The sequence below is a fragment of the Brachybacterium sp. p3-SID957 genome, assembly GCF_025144775.1.
GTDB lineage: Bacteria > Actinomycetota > Actinomycetes > Actinomycetales > Dermabacteraceae > Brachybacterium > Brachybacterium epidermidis.
Map to the genome: position 1 here is coordinate 1 of NZ_JALXKT010000038.1, position 19268 is coordinate 19268.

A 19268-nucleotide genomic window follows, 5' to 3' on the forward strand; every position below is an offset into this window, starting at 1 on the left:
AGCGAACAGAGCGGCCAGCTGCCCCGAGGCCTTCAGCTGATCGACCAGATCCCGACCAGTGGGCTCACCACCGGCCTGCTTCTTCTCGTCGGTCATGGTCATGATTCTTACCGTTCCTCTCGGTACGGCTTACACAGACCATCTGACACGCCCGCCGAGCGATGAGCCCTCAGGACGGGGTGCGGAGCCTCGCCGAGCTCCGACCCCGTCCCGCACGGTCCGCGCATCTCACCCTCAGCTGTCGACCCTCTCGCCGTATCGCTCCAGCTCGATCTGCTCGAGTGACTTCCCGCGGGTGTCCGGCGCACCGATGACGCCGACCAGCAGTGCGGCGACCAGGAAGCCGATCATGATCAGTCCGACGAACGGCACGCCCTGCGTGGCCAACAGCGTGGGGAAGACATAGCTGAGCAGGCCCACTGCAATACGAGCGACGAAGAACAGGACACCCTGTGCACTAGCGCGATACGGAGTCGCGAACATCTCCGCGGTCCACAGTGCGTAGAAGGCCTGTGCCCCGATGCCGGCGGAGACGCCCCACAGAACCGCGAAGACGATCAGCAACGGCATCGTCACGTGCACGAAGACCAGCAGCACCCAGGCTGCGATTCCGAGCACCGCACCGATGCCGTACAGCAACCGGCGATCCATCTTGTCGCCCAGCAGCATGAAGCCCAGGTACGTGGCGATCACGGTCATGGTCCACAGCAGCACCTGCAGCAGGTTCTGGGATGTGGCGGACTCGACCCCCGCGGTCTCGTACACGCGAGGCATGAAGATTCCCATCTGGCCGGCCACCGTGTTCCACAGGGCGTACACGCCGATCAGGAACAACAGTGCCCGGATGTTGCGGGGATGGGAGAGGAGCTCGCGCAGGCCCCGATGCTTGACGCCGCGGGCCGCAGCCTCGTCACGGCGCTTCTTCTCGTCGGTCCAGATCGTCGACTCAGCGAGGCCGCGCCGCACCCACCAGGTGATGAAGGCGACCACGAAGAGATGGGCGAAGATGAGCCGGGAGCCCAGCAGGCCCAGGGGCACCAGGGCAGTGGCGATCGCGAACACGACGGCCGGGCCCAGCGACCAGGCCAGCTGAGCGGTGCCAACATGGCGGGCCCGCCGCTCGTGCGGTGCCTGCTCGGCGATGTAGGTCCACGCGACGGGCACGCCCGCACCCACGGCGATACCCGTGAGCACCACGCCCAGCACCAGCATCCAGGCGGTGGCCGCGAACACCACCAGGAGGGTGCCCACCATGTAGAGGATCAGGTCGTAGGTGTAGATGAACTTGCGGCCGTAGCGGTCGCCCAGCGGCCCGCCGATCATGGCGCCCAGAGCTGCACCGAAGGCGTTGGCGGAGATCGCCGCGATCAGGCCGATGGTCCAGTTGCTGAAACCGAAGAACTCCTGCCACAGCGTGAGACTGGTGGCCAGGGCGATGATCGACCCGGCCTCGATGTAGTTGGACATCGCGACCGCGATGGTGGCCTTCCAACCGGAGACCCTGCCAGGGCCCTTCCGGGCGGGGCCGGAGGGACGTGCGCCGCTGCGGGTCGCGGGGACTGGTTCGGCACCGGGGGCGGGCGAGCCGCCGGACGAGGACGCCTCGGCGCGTTCGGGCGGGATGCTCATAGGTTCGCTCCTCACGAGTGATCAGGTCAGGTGGAAGTACTGCTCGAGCTCGACCTTCTGGCCGCCGCCGGCGGTGAAGTACTCCTCCATCGCCGCCTCCCATCGCGGTGACACCTCGGCCCTGGCGATGGCCTCATGGGCGGCATCGACGTCGTCGGACTCGAAGTACCCGACCACCATGCCGTCCTCGCGATGCAGGAACAGCGAGTAGTTGCGCCATCCGGCCTCCGTGAGGGCGTGGCGCATCTCCTCCCACACGTGCTGGTGCGCCTGGACGTATTCGGGAAGCCTCTCGGGCCTCACGTGCAGCAGGAAGCAGCAGCGGTGAGGGCTGCGGGCCTCGCTGGTGCGCAGCTGGTGGTCGAGGTCGGGGACGGGGCTGTGCGCGGTCGGGCTCTCCATCGGCTCGCCTTCCTCCGGTGGTGGTGAACGTCCTTGTCGGTGCTTCGACGGGATGCTACGGTCATCCTTGAGTCGTTTCAACCCCCTCCGGTCCGCACCGAGGCCCCGCCCAAGGAGCCGTCCATGGCCACACCCGCCGCCCTTCCCGACCATGTCGCCCGTGACCTGCGGGAGTTCACCATCGAGGTCCCCAGCTGGGGCTACGGCAACTCCGGCACCCGGTTCAAGGTGTTCACCACCCCCGGCACCCCGCGCGACCCCTTCGAGAAGATCGCCGATGCCGCACAGACCCACGCCCACACCGGGGCCGCCCCGCGGGTGTCGCTCCACTACCCCTGGGACAAGGTCGAGGACTTCGACGCCCTGCGCGCCTTCGCCGCGGAGCAGGGCGTGTCGATCGGCATGATCAACTCCAACACCTTCCAGGACGACGAGTACAAGTTCGGCTCCCTCACCCACGGCGACGCCGCCGTGCGCAAGCGGGCGATCGACCACCACCTCGAGTGCATCGACGTCATGCGCGCCACCGGCTCGAAGGAGCTGAAGATCTGGCTGGCCGACGGCACCAACTACGCCGGCCAGGACTCGATCCGTGCCCGGCAGGACCGCCTGGCCGAGTCCCTGGCGGAGATCTACGCGGGCCTGGACGGCGACCACCGCATGGTGCTCGAGTACAAGTTCTTCGAGCCGGCGTTCTACCACACGGACGTCCCGGACTGGGGCACCAGCCTGCTGCACGTCCAGGCCCTCGGCGAGAAGGCCATGGTGGTGCTCGACACCGGCCACCACGCCCCCGGCACCAACATCGAGTTCATCGTGGCCCAGCTGCTGCGCCAGGACCGGCTCGGCGCCTTCGACTTCAACTCCCGCAACTACGCCGACGACGACCTCATCGTCGGGGCGGCCGACCCCTTCCAGCTGTTCCGGATCCTGTTCGAGATCGTCCAGCAGGACGCCCACCGCCCCGCCTCCGGGGTCAACTTCATGCTGGACCAGTGCCACAACCTGGAATCCAAGATCCAGGGCCAGATCCGGTCGGTGCTGAACGTCCAGGAGACCCTGGCCAAGGCCCTGCTGGTGGACCGCGAGGCCCTGGCCGACGCCCAGCGCCGCTGCGACGTGCTCGAGGCCCACGGCATCCTGATGGACGCCTTCTGGACCGACGTGCGGCCAGCTCTCGCCGCCCTGCGCGAGGAGGACGGCCTGCCCGCCGACCCCTTCGAGACGTTCCGGAACAGCGGGTACGAGGAGAGGATCGCCGAGGAGCGCGTGGGCGGGGACCAGATGGGATGGGGAGCCTGAGGTGCCGGACCATCCGATCCACCAGCACCACGACCTGTCACGCACAGCGCCGTCCCTGGCCACGCTCGAGCAGCGCGAGGAGGTCGTCTACTACTGCCTGGAGACCGTCAAGGCGCAGCTGAACTTCAACACCCAGGGCAACATCTCCCTGCGGCTGCGCCGGGGGGGCGACGAGGGCGGTGACGCCATGCTCATCACGCCCTCCGGGACCCGCTACGACCGGCTGCGCCCCGAGCACCTGTTCGTGGTCTCCCTGGAGACCGGCGAGGTGCTGGAGTCCCCCCGCAACGGCACCATGCCGTCCACCGAGACCCCGGTGCACGTCGAGCACTACCGACGCCGCCCGGACGTGGGCGCGATCGTGCACACCGAGTCCACCCACGTCAACGCCTTCGGCATCCTCGGCGAGGGGATCGACCCGGTCCTGCTGAACATGATCCTGTACGCGCGCGGACGCGTGCCCTGCATGCCGTTCGAGTTCTCCACCCAGGCGGACTTCGGCCGCCGCAGCGCCGAGCTGATGGGCGAGGACGTCAACGCCGTGATCTGGGCCAACCACGGTCTGCTGGCCGTGCACGTGGACCTGCCCTGCGCCTACCGCGTCGCCTGCGCCGTCGAGGAGAACGCCAAGGTGCTGTTGGCATCGCGCGCCCTCGGCGGCACCCCCCGGGTCCTCGACCTCGCCGCCATCGACATCCCCGAAGGAGCCCCCCTGCCATGAACGAGAACTCCTCCCCGGCACAGTCCTCCCCGACGTCCTCCTCCTCGCCGTCGGACGCCACCGTCAGGGACCTCATCGCCCGCTCGAACGAGCTGGGCTCGGACCCGGCCAACACCAACTACGCCGGCGGCAACACCTCCGCCAAGGGCACCGACCGCGACCCGGTCACGGGCGAGGACGTCGACCTGCTGTGGGTCAAGGGCTCCGGGGGCGACCTCGGGACTCTCACCGCCGACGGCCTGGCCGTCCTGCGCCTGGACCGGGTGCGTGCCCTGAAGGGCGTCTACCCCGGCGTGGAGCGCGAGGACGAGATGGTCGCGGCCTTCGACCACTGCCTGCACGGGAAGGGCGGTGCCGCGCCCAGCATCGACACGGCCATGCACGCCCTGGTCGAGGCGGCCCACGTGGACCACCTCCACCCCGACGCCGGCATCGCCCTGGCCACCGCTGCCGACGGCGAGCGCCTGACCCGCGAGTGCTTCGGCGACGCCGTGGTGTGGGTGCCCTGGCGGCGTCCCGGCTTCCAGCTGGGCCTGGACATCGCCGAGATCAAGGAGCAGAACCCCTCGGCGATCGGCTGCATCCTCGGCGGGCACGGCATCACGGCCTGGGGCGACACCTCCGAGGAGGCCCAGGAGAACTCCCTGCGCATCATCCGCGAGGCCCAGGCGTTCCTCGACGAGCACGGCTCGCAGGAGCCCTTCGGGACCGCCGATCCCGCCCGTGCCGCGCTGCCCGAACAGGAGCGTCGGGCGAAGGCCTCTGCGCTGTTCCCGATGATCCGGGGCCTGGCCTCGACCGACGCCCCCATGGTCGGGCACTGGACCGACTCCGAGGACGTCCACGAGTTCCTGGCCTCGGAGAAGCTGGAGGCGCTGGCCGCCCTCGGGACGTCCTGCCCCGACCACTTCCTGCGCACCAAGGTCAAGCCCCTGGTGCTCGACCTGCCCGCGGAGGCGCCGGTCGGGGAGTCCGTCGCGCGCCTGCGGGAGCTGCACGAGCAGTACCGAGAGGACTACAGCGCCTACTACGAGCGGCATGCGGATGCCGACTCCCCCGCCATGCGCGGGGCGGATCCGGCGATCGTGCTGGTGCCGGGGGTGGGCATGTTCTCCTTCGGGAAGGACAAGCAGACCGCCCGCGTGGCCGGGGAGTTCTACGTAAACGCCATCCACGTGATGCGCGGTGCCGAATCGGTCTCCACCTACGCCCCCATCGACGAGAGCGAGAAGTTCCGCATCGAGTACTGGGCCCTCGAGGAGGCCAAGCTGCAGCGCAGGCCCGCGCCCAAGCCTCTGGCCACGCGCGTCGCACTGGTGACCGGCGGAGGTTCCGGCATCGGGAAGGCCACCGCCGAGCGACTGGTCGCCGAGGGAGCGTGCGTGGTGATCGCGGACCTGAACCTTGAGAACGCCGAGGCCGTCGCCGAGGAGCTGGGCGGGCCCGATGTGGCCGTCGCGCTGCGTGCGGACGTCTCCGACGAGCAGGCCGTGATCGCGGCGATCGCCGAGGCGGTGCTGGCCTTCGGCGGTCTGGACCTGATCGTCAACAACGCCGGACTGTCGCTGTCCAAGCCGCTGCTGGAGACCACCGCGAAGGACTGGGACCTGCAGCACGGCGTCATGGCCAGGGGATCCTTCCTGGTCTCCCGGGAGACGGCCCGGGTGATGATCGCGCAGGCCATGGGCGGGGACATCGTGTACATCTCCTCGAAGAACTCGGTGTTCGCCGGCCCCAACAACATCGCCTACTCCGCCACCAAGGCCGATCAGGCCCACCAGGTGCGCCTGCTGGCCGCCGAGCTCGGCGAGCACCAGATCCGCGTCAACGGCATCAACCCCGACGGCGTGGTGCGCGGCTCCGGGATCTTTGCCGGCGGCTGGGGGGCGTCCCGGGCCAAGGTGTACGGGGTCGAGGAGGAGAAGCTCGGTGAGTACTACGCCCAGCGCACCCTTCTCAAGCGCGAGGTGCTCCCGGAGAACGTCGCCAACGCCGTGTACGCCCTGACCGCGGGCGACCTCTCGCACACCACGGGCCTGCACGTCCCGGTCGATGCCGGGGTCGCCGCAGCGTTCCTGCGATGAGCACCGGGGCCACTGCGGTGGCTGCCGTCGACCTGGGGGCCACCTCGGGCCGGGTCATGCTCGGTGTCGTCGGCGACGGGCGGATCGAGCTGCAGCAGGCCCACCGCTTCGAGAACCGCCTGGTGACCCGGGAGGGTCACCTGAGCTGGGACATCGAGGCGCTCTGGGCCGAGATCCGACACGGACTCACCCGGGCGCACGCCGGTGCCGTCGAGCAGGGGCTGGAGGGCCTGGAGTCGATCGGCATCGACTCCTGGGCGGTCGACTACGGGCTCGTCGGCCCCGACCGACCCGACGGGAACACGGGGGAGCGTCACGGTGAGGTGATCGCCTACCGCGACGACCGCACCGACGGGATCGCCGAGCGCGTCGCGCAGGCGTTCCCGCGGGAACGCCAGTACGCCCGCACCGGCATCGCCCAGCAGCCCTTCAACACGCTGTACCAACTGGTGGCCGACGACCGCCTCGACGCGCTTCCCGAGGGCGCCTCCCTGCTGATGGTGCCGGACCTGGTGGCGTTCCTGCTGACGGGTCGGCGACGCACCGAGATCACCAATGCCTCCACCACCGGGATGCTCTCGGTGAGCGAGGACGACTGGGACGACGAGCTGCTGGCCGCAGCCGGTGTGGACCGCTCCCTGCTGGCCCCGCTCATCGCCCCCGGCGAGAGGGTCGGCACCGTGCATGCGGGGCTGGCCGACGAGCTGGGCATCGGGGAGGTGCCGGTGATCGCCGTCGGCTCCCACGACACCGCCTCGGCGGTGCTCGCCGTCCCGGCCGACGGCACCGGGACGGTCGCCTACATCTCCTCGGGCACCTGGTCGCTGGTCGGCCTGGAGCTCCCGCACGCGGTGGCGACCGAAGAGGCCCGCGAGGCCGGGTTCACCAATGAGCGAGGCGTGGACGGCACCGTCCGCTTCCTGAAGAACGTGGCCGGGATGTGGCTGATCAGCGAGTCGATCCGACAGTGGGAGGAGGACGGCGAGAGCGTTGACCTCGGTGACCTGCTGCGGGCCGCGGCCACGGCCCCCGCCGACCGGTTCCGCATCGACCCCGCCTCCCCGGAGTTCCTGGCCCCCGGACGGATGGCGGACCGGATCCTGCACAGTGCACGTCCGCTCGGCGACGTCGAACACCCCAGGTCGCGGGCGGAGCTGGTGCGCTGCATCCTCGAGTCGCTCGCGGAGACCTACCGCGACGAGCTGCAGCAGGCCTGCCGCCTCGCCGGGATGCCTCTGCCCCAGCGGCTGCACGTGGTCGGTGGTGGGAGCCGCAACGCCCTGCTGAACCAGTTGACCGCCGATGCCGTGGGCATCGATGTGGTCGCCGGTCCGATGGAGGCCACGGCGCTGGGGAACGTGGCCCTCCAGGCGAGGACGCTCGGCGCGTTGGCCGACGGGTCCGGTGCGCTGCGCGATGCGGTGCGTACGAGCGTGGACCTCGAGCTGTCCAGCCCGGCCCCCGACTGATCACCGTGTCGTGGCGACGCCGGAGCGGACCTGCACCGGTGCACTGGACTCCCGCACCACCAGCTGTGGTCGAAAGCTGACGTGCCGACGCGGGGCGTTGGTCTGCGCGATCTCCTCCTCCAGCAGGGCCAGCGCCGTGCGGCCCATGAGGTCAGCGGGCTGGGCCACAGAGGTCAGCGGCACGATCGTGCTGCGCGCGAACTCGATGTCGTCGTAACCCACAAGGGCGATGTCGCCTGGCACCTCCACCCGATAGCGGAAGGCGAAGGCCTGCATCACCCCGATGGCCAACATGTCGTTCACGCAGAACACTGCGTCGGGTCGCTCCACCTTTGAACGCGCAGCGATCTGCTCACCCACACCTCGGCCGGCCAGCACCGTGAGGCTCCCGGCCTCGATGACTTCCAGGTCTACGTGCGCCTCGGCAGCAGCCTGTCGAGCCCCGCGCAGACGTTCTGCGACCTGCCGGATATCCTGGCGGGCGGCGACCACAGCGATGCGTCGACGTCCGGAGCCCGTCAGGTGCTGGACGGCGAGCATGCCGCCGGCGACATCGTCGACGGACAGGGAGGACCCGCCGGACTCCTCGCGCTCACGCTCCACCAGCACGACAGGAGTGCCTCGCTGGCGGATCGCCAGGATGAGGTCATCGGTGCCACCAGCTGAGGCCAGGAGGATGCCCCGCACCCGCTGCTCCTCGAAAAGCGAGAGGTACAGCCGTTCGCGTTGCTCACGATGCCCGGAACTGCCCGCGATGACCGCGAGACCGGAGTCCTCCGACGCCGCCTCGATTCCGGCCACGAGCTGCCCGTAGAAGGGGTTTGCGCTGTCGAGCACGATGGCTCCCACGGTGCGCGAACGCCCCAGCTTGAGCTGACGGGCGGCGTCGTTGCGCACGTAACCGAGCTTCCGGATCGCCAGCTCCACACGTTCCCGGCGGTCAGCCGAGACGATGTCCGGGCGGTTCAGGACGTTGGAGACGGTCCCGACGGAGACTCCGGCCTGGCGCGCCACGTCCTTCATGCCCACCGGGCGACTGCCAGCCACGAGACATCTCCTTCTGCACTACGACCTGCGCTGGTGCGGGTTCCTGGGGCCTCGACCCTACCGCGGTAGGAATGCTGCCCGGTTTACCGACAGCACCTGTGCCTACTCATGACGATCGACTTCCCGGATCTCGCTCATCCGACGCCAGCGCCACCAGCCCCACCGCCAGTTCCCGCAGCGCCTCGGCATCGAGCACCCGGGCGCGCACCTGCGCGTCTGCTCCCTCGATCAGCAGCAGTTCGGTGGCCGTGGCTGCGAGGCTCCGTTGCTCGACGCCGCCGCCTCCGGCACGCACCACGGTGACCACGCTCATCGCCAGGGTGCCGGCCAATCGGTCGGCGAGGTCCTGCGCGGCCGACGTGGAAGCGAGCGGGTCGGCACCGCCGTCGGAGCCTGCGAGAACGGCCAGGTCCTCGCTTCGGCCCGCGGCCGAACCTGCGACGCCGGCCGGGTCGACCAGGGCGGCGATCCGCTCCGGAGCCTGCTCGGGGCGCAACGGTGTGAAGTGGTGGATCCCGGAGGCGGTGACCTCCTCCTCGAGCACTCCGCTGGGATGGGTGTAGTAGTACAGACGGTTCACCTGCGGCCCACTGGGGGTGTTCATGGTGCGCTCCACCGAGGTGACCACGTTCGCGGCGCGGCGCAGCACCAGGCAGCCGTCCAGCACCGGCACGGCCTGCCAGCGACTCCCCGTTCCGTCCCCGTCAGTGCCGGCGGGATCAGCCACGATCCGAACCAACCCTGAGGCCACCAGGGAACGCAGCCCCACACCGGCCGCGAACGCACGGCGGCCCGTGGCGGTGTCGCCCTCGATGTCCTCGATGTCCTCGGTGTTCTCGGCGAGCCACGGCAGGGCGGTGAGCTGGTCGGCGCGGTCGCCGTCCATGCCCGCCAGCTGCTCATCGGTCAGGGACAGCACCGGTGCGGGCGTGGAGCCATCGGCCTGCTGGAGCACCTGCGCAGCGCTGTCCAGGCTGCCGGCGGTGTAGGCCGGGGCGGCGTCCGTGCGGTGCGTGGTGTGCTGGGCGTCCATCGTGCGAGCGTATCGGCCACTGTCATCCTCCAGCAGCGCCACCGCGTGATCGGAGCGGAACGACAGCTCGACCAGGCCAGAATCCCCGAACACCCCGGGAAGGTCTCCGGCCCGGGCAGCGGCAGCCGGCCCAGCATGTGCTTGATGGTGATCTCGGTGATGGAGATCGAGGAGAAGCACACGCGATCCTCCCGCGACAGCAGACGGCGCGATTCAGGACCGAGCCGGGGGTCGTCCCTGACCAGCCACAGCAGGCGTGGGTGTCGAGCAGGATCATGCCGGTCCGTAGAACAGCTCGGCGATCTCCTCGTCTGCGGTCCATCAACGTCCCGCACTGTGGATCCGACGGCGCGACAGCGGACAATGGTGGCAACGACCGCCGAGCGCCATGGGAGGAGCCGACGTGGACCGCCGCCTCGCTGCACAGCAGGACCGCACCTCACCCGCGTCCCTCGCCGCGGCCCCTGTCGCCCGCGCATCGATCGACCTCAACGCCGACCTCGGGGAAGCCCTGGGGGTGTGGCCGATGGGGGACGACGAGGCGATGCTCGAGGTGGTGACCACGGCGAACATCGCCTGCGGGGCGCATGCCGCAGATCCCACCACGATGCGTCGGGCCTGCGCGGGCGCGAATCGGCACGGGGTGGCGGTCACAGCGCACGTGGCGTATCCGGACCTGCTCGGGTTCGGGCGACGCTTCCTGGACATCTCCCCCACCGAGCTCACCGACCAGGTGATCGCCCAGGTGGGGGCGCTGCAGGCGATCGCCGCCGTGGAGGGCGTGCAGGTGCGGGGCATCAAGCCGCACGGCGCGCTGTACAACGCCCTGGTCCACCACGAGGCCCAGGCCGGTGCCGTGGTGACCGCGATCCGCGAGCTGGCCGCCGGTCCCGCGCCCGGCGGCGCGGCAGGCCCGGGGCCGACGCCGCTCCCCCTGGTGGCCGCGCCCGGTTCGCTCGTCGGCCGCCTCGCATCCGAGGCCGGGATCCCGGTGCTCGCCGAAGCATTCGCCGACAGGGCCTACGCGCCCGACGGCACCCTGGTGCCCCGTTCGCGACCCGGCTCCGTGCTCACCGATCCGCAGGCCGTGACCGCGCAGGCCGTCTCGATCGCGATCGACCAGCGGGTGCGGGCCCTGGACGGCACCTGGATCGAGCTCGAGGCCCGCACCCTGTGCCTGCACGGCGACACCCCGGGCGCGGTGGCCCTGGCGCGCAGTGTGCGGACCGCGCTGCGGGAGGCGGGCGTCGTGCTGGAGGCGGCCTTGTGACCATCGATGCCGAGCATCCCGGGGCCGATGAGGACCGCGCCCTCGCTCCGCCTCCGCTGACGGTGCGGCCGATCGGCGAGCGCGCCGTCCTGGCCGAGTACGCCGACACCGCGACGGTGCTGCAGGTCGCCTCGGCGCTGCGCGACCTCGCCCCTGCCGCCCTGCTGGAGGTGGTGCCGGCCGAACGGACCCTGCTGCTCAGCGGGACCGCACTGTCCACTCCCGGGGAGCTCTCGGCGCTGCTGGTGGACCTGCCCGTGGGGGCACCGGGCCGTACCGGTGCGGGTGAGGTGGTGATCCCCGTGGTCTACGACGGGCAGGACCTCGACTCCACTGCGGCACTGCTGGGGATCTCCCGGGAGAGACTCGTCCAGACCCATTGCACCACTACGTGGACCGCCGCCTTCGGCGGCTTCGCACCCGGGTTCGCCTACCTGCTGCCCGAGACGGCGGGCGGGGGATCGCCCGGCGACGCTGCAGCCGGGCCCGACCTCGACCGCTGGAGCTGGCAGGTGCCCCGGCGCGAGGAGCCGCGCGCCTCGGTGCCTGCGGGGTCGGTGGCCCTGGCCGCCGGCTACAGCGGCGTCTACCCGCGGCCCTCCCCCGGGGGCTGGCAGCTCATCGGCCGCACCGACGCCGTGCTGTTCGACGCCGCCCGACAGCAGCCGGCCCTGCTCACCCCCGGCACCCGGGTGCGCTTCGAGTCCCGTCGGGGTGTGGCGCTGCTGCACACGGCGGGCCGCCTGGCCGCGGCGCCGACGGAGGCGGCCAGGAGGGCCTCGGCGGTGACCGCTGCTCTGGCCAGGCGCACCTCCGGCGGATCGGTGCGCGTGCCGCGCCTGCACCCAGCCCGACCGGTGCTCGTGGTCGAGTCGCCGGGGCCGCGCCTGCTGGTGGAGGACGGAGGCCGGCCCGGGCATGCCGGGATCGGGGTGAGCCGCTCGGGTGCGTTCGACCGTGGTGCCCTGGCCCGAGCGAACCGGGCCGTCGGGAACCCCCCGTTCGTGCCTGCCCTCGAAGCGCTGCTGGGTCCGGTGCGGCTGCGGGCGACCGCCCCGTCGGTGATCGCGATCGCCGGCGCACCCGCTGGCGTGGCCGTGAGCAGGCATGCTGAGGACAGCGGGCACCTCGACGTGGCGGCGGCGGAGGCCAGGGAGCAACCGATCGTGCTGGATCCCGGGGACACGGTGGAGATCGGCCCGGTCGCGCACGGCCTGCGCATCGTGCTCGCGGTGCGAGGCGGGATCGAGGCGGAACCGGTGCTCGGCTCCGCCTCCCGCGACACCCTCTCGGGGCTGGGCCCGGAACCGCTGGGGGCAGGAGACCAGGTGCTGGTCGGCCCCGAGCGAGGACTCGACGCGGTGCCGTGGTGCGCGCCGGGAGGGGACGGTGGCGGCGAGGATGTGTCGGCAGCACTGGGTGCAGGCCAGGACGAGGAGCGGATCGGAATCCCCGTGACCCTGGGCCCGCGGCACTCCGAGCTGGGTGCGGCCGCCGTCGGTGCGCTGCTCGCACGCGAGTGGACCGTCCGGGCCGACTCGGACCGGGTCGGGGTGCGCCTGGACGGCGAGGCACTGCCCGTGCCCGACGGTAGCGGCACCCTGCCCAGCGACCCGATGGTGCCCGGAGCGATCCAGGTGCCGCCCTCGGGACTGCCGGTCGTGTTCGGGCCCGATCATCCCGCCACCGGCGGGTATCCCGTGATCGGGGTGCTGACCCCGCGCGGTTTGGACCTGCTGGCCCAGGCCGCGCCGGGGACGACGCTGCGGTTCCGGGAGGCAGCCCCGCGGTGAGTGGATGCTGGTGGCTGCTTCCGCCCATCGGCCGAGTACAGCACGCGCGCCGGTGCCCGACCCTACCCAACCGGCGGGGCGCGCACCGAGCGCGTGAGGACTCCGGGGTGCGGGCCGGGGGCTCGGCGGCCGACGCGGCACCGGCCAGACGCTGGGGCGGCTCCGAGCCCTCTCACTCACCCCAGCCCAGCAGGTCCGGCTCGGCCTCTCCACGCAGCACCGCGAGCGCCCGCACAGCGCGCTGCGCACCCCAGGGGGAGAGCAGGTGCGCCTCGGATTCCTCGACCAGCATCCAGGCATCCAGCTCCGAGCGCTGCAGCACGATCCGCTCCTCGAGCTGCGCGGCGGTGATCACCCCGGCGTCGAACACGAAGTGCACCCCCATCGGCGCGCCGCGGGAGGCCCGCGCCGGCACCCAGTTCGCCGCCAGCATCCGCCCCACCTCGACGTCCAGGCCCAGCTCCTCGCGCACCTCCCGCTGCGCGCACTGGCGCGCATCCTCCCCCGGATCCACGGTGCCGCCCGGCAGCAGCCAGTGGTCGCGGTAGTTCGGCTTCTCGATCACGAACCGGTCGCGCTCGTCGCGCAGGATCACCGCCCCGGAGGAGACGATCTTGGGCAGGGTCGCGAAGTAGGCGGGATCCGGCAGCAGGGCGGGCATGCCCCCATCGTCGCAGAGCAGGAGAGAGACCCTTAGCGTCACTGTGGCACGATGTCCCGCGACCATCCCCTCCCCCTGGACCGGAGCACGTGATGAGCGAGCACGACGCCGCCACGCAGTCCCCCACCCTCACCCGCGCCGAACGCCTGGACCGCCTTCCCTTCACCCGCCGCCACGGCAGGATGCTGGGCGCCTCCGGTATCGGCTGGGCCCTGGACGCCATGGACGTGGGCCTGATCAGCTTCGTGATCGCGGCGCTGTCCGTGCACTGGCAGATCACCAAGGGTGATGCCTCGATGATCGCCTCTGCCGGGTTCGCCGGTATGGCCATCGGCGCCACCCTGGGCGGTCTGCTGGCCGACCGCATCGGCCGACGCAACGTGTTCGCCCTGACCCTGCTGGTGTACGGCCTGGCCACCGGCGCCTCGGCCCTCGCCGGCGGGGTCGCGGTGCTGATCGCACTGCGCTTCGTGGTGGGACTGGGCCTGGGTGCCGAGCTGCCGGTGGCCTCCACCCTGATGAGCGAGTTCGCCCCCGCCCGGATCCGCGGGCGCGTGATCGTGTGGCTGGAGGCCTTCTGGGCGCTGGGCTGGATCCTGGCCGCCGTGATCGGCACCTTCGTGGCCGCGGAGGGTGAGAACGGATGGCGCTGGGCGCTCGCGATCGGCATGGTCCCCGCGTTCTACTCGCTGGTGGTGCGCCTGGGCATGCCGGAGTCGGTCCGGTTCCTGGAGAAGAAGGGCCGCCACGACGAGGCCGAGCAGATCGTGCAGCGCTTCGAGGAGTCCGCCGGCATCGAGCCGGGGGGTGGGGGCGCGTCGGCGGCGGGCGACTCGGGCGTCGATGCCCGGGAGACCTCCCCGTCGGCCGCCACGAACCCCTCGCCGTCGGCCGCCGCGAACGCCTCGCCGTCGGCCGCGGCGACCGTGCATCGCGAGAGCATCTGGTCCCGCGGCCTGCGGGGCCGCACCGCCGCCCTGTGGGTGGTGTGGTTCTGCATCAACCTGTCCTACTACGGGGCGTTCATCTGGATCCCCACCCTGCTGGTGGACCGCGGCTTCGACCTCACCAAGTCCTTCACCTTCACCCTGATCATCACGCTGGCCCAGATCCCCGGCTACGCGGCAGCGGCCTGGCTGATCGAGGTGATCGGTCGGCGCTGGACGCTGACGATCTTCCTGGCCGGGTCCGCACTGGCCGCCGGCGCCTACGGGATGGCCGACAGCGAGACCATGATCATCGCCGCCGGCTGCGCGCTGAGCTTCTTCAACCTGGGCGCCTGGGGCGCGTTGTACGCGATCGGCCCGGAGCTGTACCCCACGGCCGTGCGCGGCACCGGCACGGGAGCCGCGGCCGGCTTCGGCCGCATCGCCTCCCTGCTGGCGCCGTTCCTGGTGCCGGTGCTGGTGGCCACCGGCACCCAGGTGCTCGCCTTCGCCGTGTTCGCCGGGGCGTTCGCACTGGCCGCGGCTGCGGCGTTCACCCTTCCTGAGCAGCGCGGGCGGGCGCTGGAGGAGTGGACCGGGGCCTCCGAGGAATGACCGTCTCCTCATCCCGGCTGCCAGTCCCACCCTGTAGGCCGAGCCCGCGGTGGATGCTGTGAAGGGGTGACTAAGGAGATCTATCCCGGATACCGCCACAGCCGGATGTCCGTGATCGGATTCTCCCCGTCGTACGCGGCCATCAGCAGAGTTTGCTCATCCACCCGCGCGAGATCCGGATAACCCTGCTCAGCCGGCGCTCCGGAGGGATCCAGAGCGGTCAGCAGACACGGTGGATCCCAATCCGTGGCATCGGCCCAGAGCCGCGTGAAAGTAGAGGTGGTGGAGAAGATCTCCCCGCTGTCGCGATCGGCCAACACCATGTGGACCAGCGGGCCATCGGCGTGAAGACCCTCGTACATGACGCCGAGACCGGTCGCCTCGGCCTGGTCCCAGGTGGCTCCTCGATCGGTGGACCTGCTCAGGAGCAGTCCGATCTCGGGGTTCCGAGCGACCATTAGCAGGTCCGTCGCGTCAGAGTGGTCCTGCTCGGGCGTCCTCCCGGTGATGATGCGGCCCTCGAAGGGCCACTTGCCACCGTTGCTGGTCCCCACGACCTGCCAGGTCTTGCCATCGTCCTGACTGCGCACGACGCCCCACCCATCTCCGTGGTACGGCGCGAGCAGAGTGCCATTTCCCACGTAGGTGAGATCCCCGAGGGTGACCAGCACGCCTCCCGTGTCGACCTCGGTCTTCTCCTGGAATGTTCGGCCGTCGTCCCAGGAGACCTCGACCAGCAGCTGATCGGGCTTGTCATGGTGGAGAGCCGAGTTGAGCGAGTGGATCACGATGATCTCACCGCCCCCTCCCACGGCCATGGCCTCGAATCCCCAGCCGACGGCATCATTCCGGCACACGGCTATCTGTTCCCAGCTCTCACCGCCGTCCTCGCTGCGCACGAGCACAGAGGTGGATCCCTTGACGGTCAGGTGCTGGGCACGGGCCGTGTACCCGCACAGCACCGCCCCGCCGGGGGTGGTCAGCAAATGCGGCCACGCCTCGTAGTCGTGCCGCTTGGGCCGGATCGCCTCGAGTGGCTCTGCAAGCGGATCACAGCTCGCCGCGAAGCGCCCCTGTGCTCGGATCCCGGCGGGAAGGGCCGACGCTGATCCGCTCGCGCCCATGAGGGGCAGCAGAACCGCGCCGTGGAGCAGACCGCGACGGGCAACACGGACCGTGGTACGGGAGTCAGTCATGGCAGGCGCTCCTTGTCGGGGAGGGTATTCGTGCTCAGGATCGCTGCAGGCTCGCGGTGTCGAACACGATCCGGTCGCGCGCATCACCGCTCTCCAGCCCGGTCTCGTAGAGCACACCGACAGTGCTGTCATCCAGCATGACCAGGTCGGAGTACCCCGAGCGGTTACGCGTCATGTCGGTGACGTGGACCCAGGAACCGCCACCGTCGTGGCTGACGAACAGTCCAAGGTCCTTCCGCAGTGTGCCGTGCTGCGGGGCGGCGTAGACGAGGGTGTTCCCTGCAGCTCCCGACGCTTGATCGGCGTTGACGATCGACCCCTGCACTTCCGGGGTGGTGAGCAGGTCACTCTGGAAGCCGAACGCGTCCTTCTCGAAGGTGGCACCGCCGTCCTTGCTGACGTTGGCCGCCCGCGAGAACTCGCGGGTCTCGGTGCTCTTCTCTCCCTTACGACTACGACCGATGGCGTACAGCGAACCGTCTGCTGCCTCCTCGACGCCGACCTCCGAGAAGTGATCGGCGTCGGTGGGGCGAGCCGCATCGGCACCGTGCTGCCAGGTCACCCCGGCGTCGTCGCTGAAGATCAGGGCTCCACGACCGCCCTCATAGTTGACACCCGCGACCAACCGGCCTGCATGCGGCCCGTTCTTCATCTCGATGCCGTGCTGGGGGCCGGTCGCGTACCACCCCTTCTCCGGTAGGTCGACCTTCAGCTGCTCGGTGAGGTCGACGGCATCGGACCAGGTGTGGCCGTCGTCATCGCTGAACTGGACGAAGGGCCGACGCTCGGATCGGGACCCCTCGACATTCCAGGTGCTCAGCAGCACGATCCTCCCGGCGTGCTCACCTTGGCTGATCACGATCGGGACCGGGTTGCCGCGGGTGGCCCCTCGGTCCTCACCCCACGGGTCCCCAGCGAGCACCGTCTGCATGGCGGACCAGGTGGCTCCGTCGTCGGTGCTCCTCTTCATGACCAGGTCGATCGATCCGTCGTCATGGCAGAACGAGTCCCCGTGGGCGCGACGCGCTTCGGCAAATGCCAGCAGTGAACCGTCGGAGACTCGCACCACCGCCGGGATTCGGAAGCACTGGAACCCGTCGGATCCCTTGTCGAAGACCACGACCCCGTCGGTGCTCTCTGGCCAGTCGGACTGCGAGTGCGACCCCGCCATGCCTGCAGGGAGGCTGAGAGTGATGCTGACCGCGAGGGCCAGGATGCTGGATCGGAACATAGCAGATCATCCCTTCACGGCGCCCGTGAGGACGCCCTTGGCGAAGTGTCGTTGCAGGAACGGATAGACGATGAGGATCGGGGCCATGGAGACGACCAGGATCGCCATCTGCAGGGAGGACTGGGGAGGCATCATCTCGGTCCCCAGATCCGCCTGCCCCATGGCAGCGTCGTTGACGACGTAGGTGCGCAGCACAAGCTGCATAGGCCACTTCGCGGCGTCATCGATGTACAGCAGGGCATTGAAGAAGGCATTCCAGTAGCCCACTGCGTAGAACAGGCCGATCACCGCCAGCACCGCCTTGGACAGGGGCAGCACGATGCGGGAGAAGACCTGCCACTCTGTCGCTCCGTCAATGGTGGCGCTTTCGGTGAGCTCGTCGGGGATGCCCTGGAAGAAGGATCTCAGGACGATCACGTTGAATCCGCTGACCATGGTCGGGATGATGAGCGCCCATAGGCTGTCCAGCAGACCCGTCTGCCGCACCACGAGGTACACCGGGATGATGCCGGGAGAGAACAGCATCCCGATCAGCACCACCAGCAGGATCGGCCGCCCCAGCACGAAATGCGCTCGGCTCGTCGCATAGGCCAGAAGACAGGAGACGAATAGGCTCAGTGCCGTCCCCACCAGGGTCACGCCCACGCTGATGGCGAGAGCGCGGGTGACCACACCACCACTGAAGATCGCCCGGTAGGCACTCAGATCCAGGCCTCGTGGCAGCAGCACGAGCCCGCCAGCCCGGCTGATCTGCTCCCTCGGCGCTACCGAGGTGGAGACCACCGACAGGAAGGGGACGATCACCGCCAGGCACAGCACGAGCAGCACGGTCGCCTTGATGCCCTGCTCGACGGGGCCCGGAGGCGCTTGGCCGTGGACCAGCCGCGACCGCCGGCCTCTACTTCGAACGCGTGGCATATACACCCGCCTCCCCGAACATGTGCGCGATCTTGTTGGCCCCCAGCACGAGGATCACCCCGACCACGCTCTTGACCAGGCCGACTGCGGTGGCCATGCCCCAGTTCCCTCCGATCACCCCGCGGTTGTACACGTAGGTGTCCAGGACCTCTGATTTCTGCAGGCCCACCGCGTTCTGCTGCAACAGGATCTGCTCGAAGCCCACGGTCAGCGAGGTTCCCAGCTGCAGGATGAACAGCAGGATCACCACCCCCTTGAGGCCAGGGATGGTCACGTGGATCATCTGACGCCAGCGCCCCGCACCGTCCACGGCGGCCGCCTCGTACAGGTCAGCGCTGATGGTCGCCAGTGCGGCCAGGAAGATGATCGTGGCCCACCCGGTGTCCTTCCACATCACCTGGGCAAGCAGGAGCGGCCGGAACAGGTCCCCGTTCCCGATGATACTGAGCGCTTCGTACCCGTGGGATCGCAGGAAATTGTTCAGAAGTCCGGAACCTCCCAGCAACTGCTGGAAGAGCGCCACCACGACCACCCAGGACAGGAAGTGCGGAAGATAGAGGATCGATTGGATGACCCGTTTGATCCTCTCACTCAACAGGGAGTTGAGCAGCAGAGCCAGGACAACCGGTGCCGGGAACACCAGGACTGCCTGGAGCAGTGTCAGGATCAGGGTGTTGGTCAGAGCATTCATGAAGGCGGGATCGCCCTCAAAGATCACGCGGAAGTTGTCTAAAGCAACCCAGTCGCTCCCCCAGACCCCACGGTAGGGCCGGTAGTTCTTGAAAGCAATGATGTTGCCCAGCAACGGGTAGTAGTGGTAGATGAGCAGCACCATGAATCCGGGCAGGGCGAACATCAGCAGCATTCGATCACGCCACAGCTTCTGCCAGAAGGTGAGGCGGCGTCCGGTCACGGGGCCAGAGGGGCGCCCCGTGCTGGCTGCACCCCCGGGTGACCTCTCCTCGATGGTT

Annotated in this window: 16 protein-coding genes; 7 read left to right on the forward strand and 9 right to left on the reverse strand. The window is 69.9% G+C overall.

Translation table 11 applies throughout. The annotated features are described in order from the left end of the window. Positions 1 to 234: 234 nt before the first annotated feature. Together M3B01_RS09360 and M3B01_RS09365 are read right to left on the reverse strand one after the other, a co-directional pair. Positions 235 to 1629: an MFS transporter gene (locus M3B01_RS09360; protein WP_259791532.1), complete on the reverse strand. Its 1395-nt coding sequence runs from the start codon at positions 1627 to 1629 to the stop codon at positions 235 to 237. Positions 1630 to 1650: 21 nt separating this feature from the next. Then, positions 1651 to 2031: an L-rhamnose mutarotase gene (locus M3B01_RS09365; RefSeq protein WP_259791534.1), complete on the reverse strand. Its 381-nt coding sequence runs from the start codon at positions 2029 to 2031 to the stop codon at positions 1651 to 1653. 123 nt (positions 2032 to 2154) lie between these two features. Between M3B01_RS09365 and rhaI the strand changes: the two genes are divergently transcribed. The 4 genes from rhaI to M3B01_RS09385 are packed head-to-tail and all read left to right on the forward strand — an operon-like array spanning position 2155 to position 7607. After that, complete coding sequence (gene rhaI, locus M3B01_RS09370; RefSeq protein ID WP_259791536.1) at positions 2155 to 3333, forward strand: L-rhamnose isomerase; 1179 nt, start codon at positions 2155 to 2157, stop codon at positions 3331 to 3333. A 1-nt stretch (position 3334) separates the two neighbouring features. Further along, a complete protein-coding gene (locus tag M3B01_RS09375; RefSeq protein ID WP_259791538.1) occupies positions 3335 to 4054 on the forward strand; it encodes a class II aldolase/adducin family protein in 720 nt (239 codons plus the stop codon). Beyond that, a complete protein-coding gene (locus M3B01_RS09380) occupies positions 4051 to 6138 on the forward strand; it encodes a bifunctional aldolase/short-chain dehydrogenase (RefSeq protein WP_259791539.1) in 2088 nt (695 codons plus the stop codon). Before M3B01_RS09375 ends, M3B01_RS09380 begins: the two co-directional genes overlap by 4 nt. Then, complete coding sequence (locus M3B01_RS09385) at positions 6135 to 7607, forward strand: rhamnulokinase family protein (protein ID WP_259791540.1); 1473 nt, start codon at positions 6135 to 6137, stop codon at positions 7605 to 7607. Before M3B01_RS09380 ends, M3B01_RS09385 begins: the two co-directional genes overlap by 4 nt. On the opposite strand, the gene M3B01_RS09390 is transcribed toward M3B01_RS09385, so the two are convergent. Further along, entirely contained in the window at positions 7608 to 8654 is a 1047-nt protein-coding gene (locus tag M3B01_RS09390) for a LacI family DNA-binding transcriptional regulator (RefSeq protein ID WP_259791541.1), read from the reverse strand. Positions 8655 to 8760: 106 nt separating this feature from the next. Next, complete coding sequence (locus tag M3B01_RS09395; RefSeq protein WP_259791543.1) at positions 8761 to 9687, reverse strand: hypothetical protein; 927 nt, start codon at positions 9685 to 9687, stop codon at positions 8761 to 8763. Positions 9688 to 10168: 481 nt separating this feature from the next. Between M3B01_RS09395 and M3B01_RS09400 the strand changes: the two genes are divergently transcribed. After that, positions 10169 to 10957, forward strand: a complete 789-nt coding sequence (locus M3B01_RS09400; protein ID WP_259791575.1) for a LamB/YcsF family protein — start codon at positions 10169 to 10171, stop codon at positions 10955 to 10957. After that, on the forward strand, positions 10954 to 12750 hold the full coding sequence (locus tag M3B01_RS09405) for an urea amidolyase family protein (RefSeq protein ID WP_259791547.1): 1797 nt from the start codon (positions 10954 to 10956) through the stop codon (positions 12748 to 12750). The genes M3B01_RS09400 and M3B01_RS09405 overlap by 4 nt, the downstream gene beginning before the upstream one ends. Before the next feature lie 172 nt (positions 12751 to 12922). Here the strand turns inward: M3B01_RS09405 and M3B01_RS09410 are convergent, their stop codons facing one another. Further along, a complete protein-coding gene (locus M3B01_RS09410; protein WP_259791549.1) occupies positions 12923 to 13411 on the reverse strand; it encodes an NUDIX hydrolase in 489 nt (162 codons plus the stop codon). Positions 13412 to 13503: 92 nt separating this feature from the next. Between M3B01_RS09410 and M3B01_RS09415 the strand changes: the two genes are divergently transcribed. Continuing rightward, on the forward strand, positions 13504 to 14952 hold the full coding sequence (locus tag M3B01_RS09415) for an MFS transporter (protein ID WP_259791551.1): 1449 nt from the start codon (positions 13504 to 13506) through the stop codon (positions 14950 to 14952). A gap of 80 nt (positions 14953 to 15032) precedes the next feature. On the opposite strand, the gene M3B01_RS09420 is transcribed toward M3B01_RS09415, so the two are convergent. The 4 genes from M3B01_RS09420 to M3B01_RS09435 form a co-directional block, all read right to left on the reverse strand. Beyond that, entirely contained in the window at positions 15033 to 16148 is a 1116-nt protein-coding gene (locus M3B01_RS09420) for a sialidase family protein (protein ID WP_259791553.1), read from the reverse strand. 34 nt (positions 16149 to 16182) lie between these two features. Then, positions 16183 to 17379, reverse strand: a complete 1197-nt coding sequence (locus M3B01_RS09425; protein WP_259791556.1) for an exo-alpha-sialidase — start codon at positions 17377 to 17379, stop codon at positions 16183 to 16185. A 6-nt stretch (positions 17380 to 17385) separates the two neighbouring features. Next, positions 17386 to 18207: a carbohydrate ABC transporter permease gene (locus M3B01_RS09430; RefSeq protein WP_259791559.1), complete on the reverse strand. Its 822-nt coding sequence runs from the start codon at positions 18205 to 18207 to the stop codon at positions 17386 to 17388. 70 nt (positions 18208 to 18277) lie between these two features. Further along, a complete protein-coding gene (locus tag M3B01_RS09435; protein WP_259791563.1) occupies positions 18278 to 19210 on the reverse strand; it encodes a sugar ABC transporter permease in 933 nt (310 codons plus the stop codon). Between the last annotated feature and the right edge of the window lie 58 nt (positions 19211 to 19268).

Coding starts and splice junctions, on each gene's coding strand:
- M3B01_RS09360 (WP_259791532.1), bottom strand. CDS start 1,629: ATGAGCATCCCGCCCGAACGCGCCGAGGCGTCCTCGTCCGGCGGCTCG.
- M3B01_RS09365 (WP_259791534.1), bottom strand. CDS start 2,031: ATGGAGAGCCCGACCGCGCACAGCCCCGTCCCCGACCTCGACCACCAG.
- rhaI (WP_259791536.1), top strand. CDS start 2,155: ATGGCCACACCCGCCGCCCTTCCCGACCATGTCGCCCGTGACCTGCGG.
- M3B01_RS09380 (WP_259791539.1), top strand. CDS start 4,051: ATGAACGAGAACTCCTCCCCGGCACAGTCCTCCCCGACGTCCTCCTCC.
- M3B01_RS09385 (WP_259791540.1), top strand. CDS start 6,135: ATGAGCACCGGGGCCACTGCGGTGGCTGCCGTCGACCTGGGGGCCACC.
- M3B01_RS09395 (WP_259791543.1), bottom strand. CDS start 9,687: ATGGACGCCCAGCACACCACGCACCGCACGGACGCCGCCCCGGCCTAC.
- M3B01_RS09410 (WP_259791549.1), bottom strand. CDS start 13,411: ATGCCCGCCCTGCTGCCGGATCCCGCCTACTTCGCGACCCTGCCCAAG.
- M3B01_RS09415 (WP_259791551.1), top strand. CDS start 13,504: ATGAGCGAGCACGACGCCGCCACGCAGTCCCCCACCCTCACCCGCGCC.
- M3B01_RS09420 (WP_259791553.1), bottom strand. CDS start 16,148: ATGACTGACTCCCGTACCACGGTCCGTGTTGCCCGTCGCGGTCTGCTC.
- M3B01_RS09425 (WP_259791556.1), bottom strand. CDS start 17,379: ATGTTCCGATCCAGCATCCTGGCCCTCGCGGTCAGCATCACTCTCAGC.